The organism is Arthrobacter sp. MSA 4-2 (assembly GCF_016405885.1).
Lineage (GTDB): Bacteria > Actinomycetota > Actinomycetes > Actinomycetales > Micrococcaceae > Arthrobacter_D.
In genome coordinates, this window is the sequence record NZ_JAEKGC010000016.1 from 35,572 (window position 1) to 47,980 (window position 12,409).

The following is a 12,409-nucleotide window of genomic DNA, read 5'->3' on the forward strand; positions in this document are numbered from 1 at the left end:
ACGTCGCCTGACTGACGTCGCCGGACTGACGACATCGCCTGACTGTCGCGAATCCGGGCGTCGGCCTTACCGCCTCACCTCGTAGATGAGCTGGGCAAATTGCCCCTGCTGGGTCGCTTCGCGCAGCACCAGGGCGTCCGGATTGACCCGTCGGGGAAACAGTGGGGCGCCGCCGGTCAAAGCCGCCGGGGCCACCGAAATCTGGATCTCGTCGAGATGCCCGCTGTCGAGGAACTGCCCGGCGAGGTCGCCGCCGCCGACAATCCAGATGTCCCGGTCTCCGGCTGCCTCAGTCAGGCGCTCAAACACCGTGTCAACCGCCCCAGTGACGAAGCGGACGTCCGCTCCCTCGGGAACGGGCAGGGCCCGGGAGGTGAAGACGAAGGTCGGTCGGGGTCCAAAATAGGTCGGCCACTTCTCGGGTGCCTCCAGCAGATTTTCCTCCCGGAGAACCCATTCGTAGGTTGTCGAGCCCTGGACCAGCACGCCGATGCCGGAGAGGAACCGTTCGTGGACGCCCGGCTCGGGGGCTTCGGCGGCGAAGAGCCAGTCAAGCGAATTGGACTCATCGGCGATGAACCCATTGAACGAAGTGGCGGTGTTGTAAATGACGCGCGGCATGACAGCAGGGTAGTTGTTTTGCTCAGCCGGGGCACCCTTCCCGGCACCCGGTCCCGGCGCTCCTGCCCGAGCGCCCGGACCTTCTCGTGGGGAGGCCCGGTGGATTTTGGGTTTCAGGGAGCCCCGGTGACGCCCTCGACCGGGTTTTCCTGCACATAGCGGTAGTACTCACGCAGCGTGAGCTGCTCGGCTGCTTCCTCGTCAATGACCAGGGTGGCCCGCGGATGCAACTGCAGCACCGACGCCGGACACATGCTCGACACCGGTCCCTCGACCGCCCGGGCGATCGCCTCAGCCTTGGCCGTCCCTTGTGCCATGAGAAGCACCTCCCGTGCTTCGAGAATGGTTCCGAGCCCCTGCGTCACGCAGTGGCGCGGGACCTGGTGTTCGTCCGTGAAGAACCGCGAATTGTCGACCCGGGTGGCTGACATCAGGGTCTTAACGCGGGTCCGGGAGGCAAGGGAGGAGGTCGGCTCGTTGAAGCCGATGTGCCCGTTGCGTCCAATCCCAAGGATCTGTAGGTCGATCCCGCCGGCGGCGGCGATGGCTGCCTCGAATTCGGCGCATGCCGCCGCCAGGTCCGGCGCGTTGCCCTGCGGCACGTGGACCTTCGCCGGGTCGAGCTTGAGCCGGTCGGTGACCTCCCGCCGGATCACCGAGGCGTAGCTTTCGGGGTGGCCCGGAGGCAGCCCGACGTACTCATCGAGCGCGAACGCGTTCAGCGCACCCAGCGCCGGTGTCCACCTTCGCTCGAGTTCCTTGTAGATGGACAGCGGCGAGGATCCCGTCGCCACCCCGAGGGTGCGGAGCCTGCCGGCGGCTAACCGCTTGAGGATGCGGTCGCTGGCGTACCCGCCGATGTCGGCGGCATTTTCGAGGATGACGATACGCATGGTGGGCCAATCGTTACGGCGGATTCGGGTGTCGGTCAGAGCGGGGCGGGCGGGGCGACGAGCACCTTCGTGCCGCCGGCTTCAAACGCTTTCTTTTGGGAGGCGGTGATGCCGCTGTCGGTGATGAGGTTGTTGAAGACGTAACCGGTCATTGTCGCGAAGCTCCGCATCCCGATCTTCGACGAGTCGGCGACGATGTAGGTGTCGGAGGCGCGGTGGGCCATCAGGGCGTTGACCGCCGCTTCGCCCTCGTCGCTGACGGTGGGGCCGATTTCCGGATCGAGGCCGTTCACTCCGACGAAGGCAAGGTCGAGCGCGACCCGCTGCAGGATCACGTCGGTGTACGGGCCCACCAGCTCGTAGGAGCGCGGGTTCACCACTCCACCGGTGACCATGATGCGGATGTTCGGCCGCACCACGAGCTGCACGGCGATGTTGATGGCGTTCGTGACGACGGTGAGGGTCGGCTTGTTCGAGGGCTCGAGCAGGTCGGGCCGCATGCCGAGGGCCTGGGCGATGGCAGTGCTTGTGGTGCCACCGCAAAGCCCGATCACCGCGCCCTTGGGAACCAAGGCACTGGCGGCCTGGGCGATGGCCTGCTTCTGCGCTGTGTGGTCGTCGCGGTTGTAACGGGTGGGAAGGTCGTAGGCGACCGACTCCATAGTGGCCCCACCGCGGGTCCGGGTAAGCAGGCGCTGGGCGGCCAGGCTGTCCAGGTCCCTGCGGGCCGTAGCGGGGGATACCTTCAGCTCCCGGACGATATCCTCGACCTGCACGTGGCCGTCAGCGGCGAGCAGGTCGAGGATGGCGTTGAGCCGCTCGGTCTTTTCCATCGCTCAGCTCCCGCCCTCTGAAAGGGCAAGCAGCCGCAGGAGCCGCGCCGCCTCGGGCGCCAGGGCCCGCCGTCCGGCACCGAGGTAGCGCCGAGAGTCAACAAGGTTCGGCTGCTCCTCGAGCACCCCGCGCACCGCGCGGGTGAAGAAGCCGTTGAGGTGGGTCGAGACGTTGATCTTCGTCATCCCGGCCCGGACCGCCGCGACGAGCGTATCGTCGGGAACTCCCGAGGAGCCGTGAAGCACGAGCGGCACCTCAAGCATCGCGCGCAGTTCCCGCACGAGGTCGACATCGAGGGACGCGGTCCGCTCGGTCATGGCGTGGGAGGATCCGACGGCGACCGCGAGGGCATCGACCCCTGTCGACTCGACGAAGCTGCGCGCCTCACCCGGATCGGTGCGGACCCCGGGGGCGTGGGCACCGTCCTTGCCTCCGATCCGTCCCAGCTCCGCCTCCACCAGCACGCCGGCGTCACGGGCCCGCCGTGCCACCCGGGCCGTGGATCGAACGTTCTCGGCGTAGGGGAGGGTTGACCCGTCGTACATCACCGACCCGAAGCCCAGCTCGATGGCCTCGTCGACGAGCCGTTCGTCCTCGGCATGATCGAGGTGGAGTGCCACCGGCACCCGGGCGCCCGCCGCGACGGCCCGGCAGGCGAGGGCAAGGGGTGCGAGCGCGCCGTGGTAGTCCGCACAGTTTTGGGAGATCTGGAGGATCACCGGGAGCCCCGCTGCCTCGGCACCTTCGACAATCGCCTCGGCGGTCTCGAGGTGCAGCACGTTGAACCCCCCGATTCCGGTGCGCGCGGCGAAGGCGGCATCGAGGATCTCGCGGGTGGGGGTCAGGCCCATCAGGATTCCTTTCCAACCGGTTCAGTGCCCGGGGTGCTCTGCCTGGTCGGCGCGCCGTCGTCGTGCCGGGTCACGGAGACCTCGGCGGCCAGACGGACGTGGTCGGGGTGGATCTCACCGGCCGTCGGCATGAGCACGGCTGCCGCCGACCAGGCAGTGGCCCGGCGGAGCATTTCCGAAACATCACCGGATCCAACTGCGAGCAGTGTGGCCAGGGCCGCAACGGCCGCATCGCCGGCGCCGGTGGCGTTCCCGTGCAGCGGCTCCGGGAGGGCGGCGCGGAGGTGGCCGTCGGGCGCGTCGGCCGTGAAGGCGAGCATTCCGTCCTCACCACAGCTGACGAAGACACGGCGGGCTCCGAGGCCGAGCAGGAGCCGGGCGCCGCGAACCGGATCAGCTTCCCCCGTCGCCTCGCGGAGTTCACCGGCATTGGGCTTGAGCAGGTCCGCGCCGGCTGCGGCGGCCCGGAGCAGCCCCGGGCCGGAGGTGTCGATGATGCAGGGAACTCCGGCCTCCGCACACCGGCGCACCAATGCCGCGTAGAAGTCGGTCGGCGCCCCTGGAGGGAGGCTTCCCGAGCCGACGACGCAGCCCGCACCGCGGAGGGCATCGTCAATCCGGGCCCGGAGCCGGGCCCACTCCGCCGCTTCCAGCGCGCTGCCGGTCTCATTGAACAGACTTGTGCTGCCGGCCGTCGAATCGTGGAAGGCAAGGCTGCGGCGGGTGGGTGCGGTGGCCGGCTCGAGGACCGAGGGGATGCCGCTTGAGGCGAGCTCGGTGGTGTACTGCTCACCTGTTGGTCCGCCGACAACCGCCAGGGCGAGCGTCGGATAGCCCTGCTGGTGCAGGACCCGGGAGACATTGACGCCCTTCCCGCCGGCCCTCACAGCCGGTGCCGCAACGCGGTGGGTGGTCCCCAGGACGATGGCCGGCAAGGAATAGGTCTCATCGAGGGCTGGGTTGGGGGTCACCGTGACGACGGTTCCCACCGTGCCCAGGGGAGGCGGCCCCGTCATGGCCGGGCCACCAAATCCCGGGCCCGCAGTCCGGCGCCGATGAGGCCTGCGTCCTGGCCAAGGACCGTGGTGAGAATCCGGGGTGTCCGTAGGAAAGACAGCCTCGATTCGACCCGGGACTGGAGGGGCTCGACCAGTGCCGGGCCGGCCTGCGCGAGCCCCCCGCCGAGGATGACGGCTTCGGTGCCGAGGATGGCCGTGAGCTGGCAGATGCTGAAGGCAAGCGCATTCACCGCGTCGTCCCAGACCTGCGCCGCGTGCCGATCTCCGTTCCGCGCCGCCGTCAGGACGGTCTCCGCTCCTGCCGCGGCGTTCCCTGAGAGGGCGTTGTAACGCCTCGTGATGGCACCTGCGGAGCCGATAGTTTCGAGGCATCCGAACGCCCCGCAGGGGCACTCGGTGCCTCCGGGGACCTCTGCATGACCGATCTCCCCGGCATATCCTCCGGCGCGCACCCGCTGACCTTCGCAGAACACCGCACCGGCGATCCCGGTGCCGATGACCATCACGACGACGTCGCGCAGGCCCCGCCCGGCGCCGGCGCGCATCTCGGCCTCCCCGGCGATGCTCACGTCGTGTCCGAACGCCACAGGAAGGCCTGTGGCGCGGGTGAGGTGTTCCCCAAAGCGGTAGTCCCGCCAGCCAAGGTTGGCTGACATGAGGCCGATGCCTGCCTCTTCATCGACGAGGCCGGGCACAACGAGACCGATTGACTCGATGGCACACCCGGGATATTCGGCGCGGTAGCTCTCGGTCAGTGCGGCGACCTTGGCGACGACGACATCACCGGGGAACTGCCGGTCCCGGGGCGTGGGGATGCGCAGGAGGGAGTGGAGCTGGCCTGCATCGTCAACGAGGGCCGCCTTCATGTCGGTCCCGCCGACGTCGAAGGCTAGGACCGCGCGGGCGGGAGGCTCCCCGCTCCCTGCACCGGGCCCGGTCACCGGATCGGCCGGCAGTCCCACCTGCGGGCCGGCCCAGGTGCCAGGACCGGTGCCGGCGCTTCCCCCACCTCTCACCGAAACTCAGCCTTCGAGGATGACGGAGCGGGAGAGGTTGCGCGGCACGTCGGGGTTCAGGCCGCGGGCCAGGGCGCGTTCAAGCGTCACCTTGTGCACCCGCACCAGGTCAGCGAGCGGGTGGAGCCCCGAGTCGATGAACAACGCCCCGGTGGCGGCGACCTCGGCGTCCAACCCAGCGGGCGCGTCGCCGAATGACCAGGTGACCCGTCCGGGCGCGGCGATGGAGATGGGGCCGTGGCGGTATTCCATGGCGGGGTAGGACTCGGTCCAGCCCTGGACGCCCTCCCGCATCTTGAGCGCGGCTTCGTGGGCGAGCCCCACCGTCCAACCTGTGCCGAGGAAGCTGAACTGCTCCGCGTCGAGCAGTTCCTGGTCCGTTGCGCCCTGCAGCACGCTCCGGGCATCCGCAACGGCGCCGGTGAGGTCCTCGCCCAGCGTCGTCAGGAGGTAGACCAGGGCGGTCGTCGCAAAGCGGGTCTGGACGACCGACGACTCGTCGGCGTAGGGCAGGCCGACGACGGCGTCCGCCAGTCCGGTTGCCGGCGAGCCGGTATCGCCGAGGAGGACAACCGTAGGGGTACGTCCCTTGACCTGGCTGAGCACGGAAAGAATTTCACTCGTCGTGCCCGAGCGCGTGATGGCGACGATCGAGTCATAGGAGCGGGTGGCCAGCACCGAGGCCTCCGAGGCGGCGAAGGCGTCGGTCTCCCCCCTGCCGGCAGCTTCGCGGGCTGCGGCGTAGGCCTGGGCCATGAACCATGAAGTTCCGCATCCGATTACTGCGACCCTGCGGCCGTCGGCCGGCAGCAGCCGCTCGGACCCGGCCTGGGCTATTGCCTGCTCCCAGAGATCGGGCTGGGAAGCCAATTCCGCAGCCATGTGCTGGCCGGGGGCAGCCCCGACTGGCGCTGACGGTTCGGTGGACTGTGACATGGGGTCTCCTTCGGGCGGAGGTGCCCGGTGCTGGAAGAATGGGGAATGCTGCTCCCATGATGAACGGTGATCGAACCAGATGTCCAGTGCTCAACTGCGATCATGACCGGAAACGCTCCCGTCCCCCGCGGCCCGCTCCCTTCCTTTGCCGTGGGTGACCGCAGGGATTAGGGAAAACGCCAGCGCCAACCTGCGGCGCGTTTCTCTTGACGTGAGACCCACATCACGTCATTATTTCTGCATTAGGTGATTCCTTGTGATTGGGGGACGCCTTCACGTATCACAAAAAACCATCGTGTTGCCGACTCCCGGGTCCCGCCCGCGGCCGTCCTGCCCGTCCGGACCAGAACTTCCCGCGTCGGTGCCATCACTCGAAATATCACCTGAAAGAGGAATTCATGAAGAGCAGACTGCGCAAAGGTCTCGTGGCTGCCGTCGCCGCCGGGACCCTGATGGTCACCTCCTGCGGCTTTGGCGGGGGTGGCTCCGAAGCGGAAGGCGAAGGCGGAGACACCACGATCGACATGCTCGTGCCGAGCTACTCCGATAACACCAAGGCGCTGTGGGAAGGGGTCGTCGAGGAGTTCGAAGCCGCCAACGACGGCGTCACCGTGAACCTGCAGATTGAATCCTGGGAGAACCTCGAGTCTGTGCTGCAGACCAAGATCCAGTCAGGTGAAGCCCCCGACATCTATAACGGCGGTGCCTTCTCGGCCTTTGCGGCCGAGGGACTGCTGTACCCGGCCGAGGACATCGCCTCCGAAGAGATCATCGGCGACTTCCAGGAATCCTTCGTCGAGAACGAATCCTTTGAGGGAACCCAGTATGGCCTTCCGCTGCTCGCCTCCGCCCGCGCCCTGTTCTACAACAAGGACCTGATGGAGGAGGCCGGCGTTGCCGAGCCACCGAAGACCTGGGATGAGCTCTACGACGCGGCCAAGAAGATCACCGACACCGGGACACCCGGCTACGGCATGCCGCTGGGCTCCGAGGAAGCCCAGGGTGAAAGCCTCATCTGGTTCGCGGGCAACGGCGGCGGTTTCGGAGACGAATCCGAAATCACCGTCAACACCCCCGAGAACGTCGAAGCTGCCGAGTTCATGAAGAAAATGATCACCGACGGCGTCACCCAGCCCGACCCCGGCGCCACCCAGCGCACTCCGATGATCAACGTCTTCGCCCAGGGCAAGATCGGAATGGTTTACGCCCTGCCGCAGACCGTGGGCCAGATCGATAAGGAAAACCCCGACCTCAACTACGGTGTTGCAAACGTTCCTACGAACACCGGGGAGCCTGCAACTCTCGGCGTCGCAGACCGCCTGATGGCCTTCAAGAACGATGAGAACAAGCAGGAAGCCATCACGCAGTTCATGGACTTCTTCTTCGAAACCGGCACCTACGTGCCGTGGGTCGAGGCCGAGGGATTCCTGCCCACCACCAAGAGCGGTGCCGAGGAGATGGCATCCAACGAGGTCCTGAAGCCGTTCCTCGAGATGCTTCCCGACGCACAGTTCTACCCCACGTCCAACCCGGCGTGGAACGCAACGGATGGCGCCTTCAAGTCGCTCATGGGCCAGCTTGAGGACCAGGAGGCCAAGACGGTACTGGACCAGATCCAGGCCAAGGCCGACGCCGCCGGCTGACCCGCGGGCTACCAGCAGCACCTTTTCGGCATAGGTATCTACCCAGCAGGGGAGCCGGCCCGGTCCGGGCGGCTCCCCTGCGTTCCCTAAGGAACGGTCCGCACTCCATGAGCACTTTGACACCCCCGGTCATCCGGGAACGGAAACGCGGCGGCGGTCCCCAGAACCGGGACAGCCTGTGGGCGGCCCTTCCCTGGGTCGGCCCGGTCCTGCTCCTGATCTTCGGAGTAGTCCTCTTCCCCGCCGCATACATGATCTACTCCTCGACACGGCGGATCAGCCAGGCCGGAACGAACGTCGAAGGCGTCGGCTTTGAAAACTTCGCCACAGTCTTCGCCGACCCGAACCTGCCCCGGGTCCTGCTCAACACCTTCGTCTGGGTGATCGTCGTCGTTTCGGTGACGGTCGTCCTCTCCCTGCTGCTCGCCAACTTCCTCAACAAGCCCTTTCCCGGCCGAACCCTGGTGAGGATGGCTGTCATCGTCCCCTGGGCGGCAAGCGTCGTCATGACGACAACGGTCTTCTACTACGGCCTTGACCGCGACTACGGCATCATGAATTCCTTCCTCGTTGACATCGGACTCCTCGATTCGACCTATGGGTTCACGAAGAACGTCGCGACGGCCCTGGGGGCCGCGATCGTCGTTGGGATCTTCGTCTCGATCCCCTTTACCACCTATACGCTGCTCGCCGGGCTGCAGGCCGTTCCGTCCGACGCTCTCGAGGCCGCGAAGATGGACGGTGCGGGCCCAGTCCGCACCTACTTCAGCGTCGTGCTGCCGCAGCTGCGCGGCGCGCTCGCCGTCGCCGTGCTGATCAATGTGATCAACGTGTTCAACAACCTGCCGATCCTGCGCATCATGACCGGCTCAATCCCCGGCTACAGCGCGGACACCCTCATGACCTACATCTTCAAGGTGCTTCAGTTCGATCGGCGGCTCGACATCGCCAGCGCCCTCAGCGTCGTGAATTTCGCCGTCGTCATTCTGATCGTTGCGGTGTACGTGAAGGTCGTTCGACCCATGAAGGAGACCTGAGGTGTCAGTGAGCGCTCCGGCGAAAGCCGCCATCCCGCCGGTGCGGCAGGACCGTGTCCGCAAGTACGGGCCCGACGGCATCAGCGGACGGCGGCTCGGCCTGCGCATTGCGGTCGGCGTCATCATCGCGTTGGTTTTCCTGACGCCGTACCTGATCATGCTGGTCGGCTCCCTCAAGACCCGGCCGGAAATCCTGAGGGTGCCGCCGCGGTACTTCCCGCAGGACGGCCTTCAGTTCGGGAACTACGCGTCGATGTGGTCGACGCCCGAGACCCCCCTGCCGTTCAACCTCATCTCAACACTGATCATCTCGATCTTTGCGACGCTGCTCGTGCTCCTGGTTGCCACGCCCGCGGCCTACTACACGGCACGTTTCCGCTTCCCGGGAAAGATCGCGTTCCTGTTCCTCGTCATCGTGACGCAGATGCTGCAGCCGGCGGTTCTCACCGCGGGGCTGTTCCGGCAGATGCTTGTTCTCGACATCAACGACACGTGGCTGGCGATGATCCTGATCAACGCAGCCTTCAACCTTTCGTTCGCGCTGTGGATCATGCACAGCTTCTTCGCCGGCATCCCCAAGGAGATCGACGAGGCAGCCCAGCTCGACGGCGCCGGCCGGCTCAAGGTCCTCTTCACCGTGAACCTGCCGCTTGTCTGGCCCGGCATTGTCACCGCGATCATCTTCACCTTCGTCTCCTCCTGGAACGAGTTCGCTGCGTCCCTGGTGATCATGTCCACGGCCGAAAACCAGCCGTTGTCGGTGGCGCTGACGAAGTTCATCGGTCAATACGCCACGAGTTGGCAGTACGTGTTCGGCATCTCGATCGTGGCGATCATCCCCGTGATCATCCTCTTCGCACTCATCGAGAAGCGGCTGATCGGCGGACTCACCGCGGGAGCCGTCAAGTAGCCGGGCCGAAGCATGGGAGGCGCTTCCAACTTTTCGTTGTGGAGCGCCTTCTGCGGTGCTATCCCTAGAAGATGTCCGCAGCGGAGCGTGTCGAAGGAGAAGCGATGACAACGAGTCCCGACGCAGAGGAACGCGAGCTCAGCGACTGGAGCCGCACCCTGACCCAGGCGCTGCAGATCCTCGACCTTGAGGTGGACTCCGCCAAGATCCTCGAGGTGGCCGCCCGGTCGTCGTCGGCCGTCGCGCCGAACGCGGGAGCCATCAGTGCCTTCCTCGTGGGATATGCGGCGGGCACCGTCACCACCAAGGGCCGCAAGGGTGCGGACGAGGCGGTCCAGAAGGCCGCCTCCACCGTGCTGCGGGTGCTTGCCACGGGCGATGACCGCGAAGAAGAAGGCTGGACCGGCACCGCGCAGTAAATTCCGCGTTGAGTGTGCAGCTCACCACCGAAAGCCCGTTCCAAAGGGTGGTGAGCTGCAGTTTCGGCGCGGGGCGGGTGTGGCCGCGTCGGTGCGTTCCGGCGGCTTGCGCGTTGAGTGTGCAGCACACCACCGAAAGCCCGTTCCAAAGGGTGGTGAGCTGCAGTTTCGGCGGGAGTAGGAGCCGGCGACGGTGTCGAGATGGCCTCGGGAGTGCTCCGCGTCGGTGTTGGAACGTCGGTGTTAGCTAGTCTGTGCCGGTGCCGGTGTCGGCTGACGGCGGCCCCGGTGCCGTGAGGTGCTGCAGTGCCTGCTCGAGGAAGCCGCGCAGCGCCGGATCGGTCGTCAATGCAAGGGCCCTGCCGTAGGCCTCCGCCGCCTCCGCGGTCCGGCCCGCCTCGGCCAGCAGGTGCGCTCGGGTTGCCCAGGCCGGCTGGAAATCCTCGAGAGCCGGAGCGTTCGCCGCGTCGAGGAAGGACAGGGCCGCGTCCGGGCCGGATGCCTCGCCCAGGGTGGAAGCGAGTGAGACGATCCCTCCGAGAGTAGGTGTGAGGGCCACCAGGGCCTCGTTGAGGCGGAGCAACGCCTGCCAGTCGGTCCTCCCCGTGCGGGCCCGGGCGCAGTGGACCGACTGCATCGCGGCCTCGAGCTGGAACCTTCCGATTCGCCCTAGGGAGTGGGCACGCCGCAGGTGTTCTTCTCCGCGGGCGATCAGATCACGATCCCAAAGGCTGGTGTCCTGAAGGGCGAGGGGAACAAACCCTCCGGCCGAGGCAGTACGCGCGGTTCCCCGGGCCAGCGACAGGCAGATCAACGCGGCCAGTCCGTGCACCTCCGGCTCGTTGGGAAGCAGTTCAGTGAGAAGCGTCGCAAGGTACAGCGCCTCGGCGGCGAGGTTCTCGGGAGGGTCGGCGCCTGCCCCGGCCTCGGAGTGAGCCCCGGTGTCCGGGCCTGCCCCGAGGCGGGCCCGGGCGTCGACCCCTGTCTGAGGTTGGGCCCCGGCGTCCGCCCCGGATGGTTCACCCAACCCAACTCCCGCCCGCACTCTTCGGGCGCCCGGCGAGGGGCTTCGCCAGTCGAGGGCATACGCGCCGTACACCGCCTCGAGCACCGCGGGCAGGCGCTCCTTCAGCACTGTCGTGTCGGGCAGGACGAAGGGAATGCGGGCCTCGCGGATGCGCCGCTTGGCGCGTACGAGGCGCTGCGCCATCGCCGGTGCCGGCACGGCGAAGGCCGAGGCGATCCGGTCCGACGGAACGCCTAGAACCACCTGGAGCATCAGGGGCGTACGGACCCCCGGGTCGATGGCGGGGTGGGCGCAGACGAAGAGCAGGGCGAGCCGTCGGTCCGGAATGGCCTCGACGTCGACCTCGTCCCAGTGCACGGCACCCGGCAGGGCGGAGCCGGACCCGACGGGTGAAGGGACAGCCACCAGGGAGCCTGTTCTCCGGGATGTGCCACTCGGGGGACCTGCTCCGGAGGAACCGGCGTCGGGCTCCAACGGCACGGAGGTACGGTAGGCCGCCGACCGGTAGCGGTCCCGCTGCCGGTTGCGCGACACCGTGAACAGCCAGGCCTCGGGGTTCTCCGGGATGCCGGAAACCGGCCAGTTGGTCAGCGCGCGGAGGAACGCGTCGGCCAGGGCATCCTCGGCGGCCTGAAGGTCGCCGGTGGGTGCGGCGAGCAGGGCGAGCAGGCGGCCGTAGGAGGCGCGGGCCACGGACTCGGCCCGAGCCCGCGCCTCGGCAGTGCTCAGCCCAGTTCCTGCCACTGTCCCTCGCGGAAGGAGATCGCTGACGGACGGATCTCGATCACCCCGTACTGGGCGCCCGGGCACTTGGAGGCCCAGGCGAGGGCCTCGTCGAGGTCCGGGACGTCGATGACGAAGGCCCCGGCGAGCTTTTCCTTGGTGTCGGCGAACGGGCCGTCCTGGATGGAGAGAGTGCCCGTCCGCAGCGTCACCGTCGTGGTCATCTCGGCGGACTTGAGGATCTCCGCGGCGACGAGGATGCCCGCGGCGTTGAGCGACTTCGCGTACGCATCGAAAGCCTCCCGGAAAGGGGCCATGTCCTCCTCGGTGATGCCGGCGTCGGCGGGTTCGGGGTTATTCAGGAGCAGGGAGTAACGCATGGTTTGGACCTTTCGTATTCGGCGGGCGCGGGGTGCGTCCCGTATGCCCATGACGGCCGGAGCGGCCCCGAATCGACATTTCCACGGGAAAATCCCGCGA

13 protein-coding genes are annotated in these 12,409 nt (G+C 67.3%); 4 read left to right on the plus strand and 9 right to left on the minus strand.

Translation table 11 applies throughout. The features are described from left to right. Positions 1-66: 66 nt before the first annotated feature. From I6N91_RS15700 to I6N91_RS15730, 7 genes are all read right to left on the minus strand, one after another. A complete protein-coding gene (locus I6N91_RS15700) occupies positions 67-621 on the minus strand; it encodes a dihydrofolate reductase family protein (RefSeq protein ID WP_198814099.1) in 555 nt (184 codons plus the stop codon). Positions 622-734: 113 nt separating this feature from the next. Further along, positions 735-1,514 (minus strand): glucosamine-6-phosphate deaminase, encoded by a 780-nt coding sequence (nagB, locus tag I6N91_RS15705; protein WP_198814100.1) that lies wholly within the window; start codon positions 1,512-1,514, stop codon positions 735-737. 35 nt (positions 1,515-1,549) lie between these two features. Next, complete coding sequence (locus I6N91_RS15710; RefSeq protein ID WP_198814101.1) at positions 1,550-2,347, minus strand: DeoR/GlpR family DNA-binding transcription regulator; 798 nt, start codon at positions 2,345-2,347, stop codon at positions 1,550-1,552. Between the two features lie 3 nt (positions 2,348-2,350). Further along, the gene (locus tag I6N91_RS15715) at positions 2,351-3,199 is read right to left on the minus strand and encodes a class II fructose-bisphosphate aldolase (protein WP_198814102.1); all 849 of its coding nucleotides are present in this window, start codon (positions 3,197-3,199) and stop codon (positions 2,351-2,353) included. Then, positions 3,199-4,215 (minus strand): hexose kinase, encoded by a 1,017-nt coding sequence (locus I6N91_RS15720; protein ID WP_198814103.1) that lies wholly within the window; start codon positions 4,213-4,215, stop codon positions 3,199-3,201. The genes I6N91_RS15715 and I6N91_RS15720 overlap by 1 nt, the downstream gene beginning before the upstream one ends. Next, a complete protein-coding gene (locus I6N91_RS15725; RefSeq protein WP_307843391.1) occupies positions 4,212-5,234 on the minus strand; it encodes an ROK family protein in 1,023 nt (340 codons plus the stop codon). Before I6N91_RS15725 ends, I6N91_RS15720 begins: the two co-directional genes overlap by 4 nt. Before the next feature lie 6 nt (positions 5,235-5,240). Further along, positions 5,241-6,170, minus strand: coding sequence for an SIS domain-containing protein (locus I6N91_RS15730; RefSeq protein WP_198814105.1), 930 nt, complete (start codon positions 6,168-6,170; stop codon positions 5,241-5,243). A gap of 398 nt (positions 6,171-6,568) precedes the next feature. Here I6N91_RS15730 and I6N91_RS15735 point away from each other — a divergent pair, with 398 nt between their 5' ends. The 4 genes from I6N91_RS15735 to I6N91_RS15750 all read left to right on the plus strand — a co-directional run bounded on the left by I6N91_RS15735 (position 6,569) and on the right by I6N91_RS15750 (position 10,179). Then, positions 6,569-7,813, plus strand: coding sequence for an extracellular solute-binding protein (locus I6N91_RS15735; protein WP_198814107.1), 1,245 nt, complete (start codon positions 6,569-6,571; stop codon positions 7,811-7,813). Between the two features lie 107 nt (positions 7,814-7,920). Further along, on the plus strand, positions 7,921-8,850 hold the full coding sequence (locus I6N91_RS15740; protein WP_198814109.1) for a carbohydrate ABC transporter permease: 930 nt from the start codon (positions 7,921-7,923) through the stop codon (positions 8,848-8,850). A 1-nt stretch (position 8,851) separates the two neighbouring features. After that, complete coding sequence (locus I6N91_RS15745; RefSeq protein WP_198814111.1) at positions 8,852-9,760, plus strand: carbohydrate ABC transporter permease; 909 nt, start codon at positions 8,852-8,854, stop codon at positions 9,758-9,760. 104 nt (positions 9,761-9,864) lie between these two features. Continuing rightward, positions 9,865-10,179 carry a DUF6457 domain-containing protein gene (locus tag I6N91_RS15750; protein ID WP_198814113.1) on the plus strand — a complete coding sequence of 105 codons (315 nt, stop codon included), beginning with the start codon at positions 9,865-9,867 and terminating at the stop codon, positions 10,177-10,179. 247 nt (positions 10,180-10,426) lie between these two features. On the opposite strand, the gene I6N91_RS15755 is transcribed toward I6N91_RS15750, so the two are convergent. Further along, a complete protein-coding gene (locus I6N91_RS15755) occupies positions 10,427-11,950 on the minus strand; it encodes a DUF6596 domain-containing protein (RefSeq protein ID WP_307843392.1) in 1,524 nt (507 codons plus the stop codon). After that, the gene (locus tag I6N91_RS15760; RefSeq protein ID WP_198814115.1) at positions 11,932-12,309 is read right to left on the minus strand and encodes a YciI family protein; all 378 of its coding nucleotides are present in this window, start codon (positions 12,307-12,309) and stop codon (positions 11,932-11,934) included. The genes I6N91_RS15755 and I6N91_RS15760 overlap by 19 nt, the downstream gene beginning before the upstream one ends. Positions 12,310-12,409: the final 100 nt, after the last annotated feature.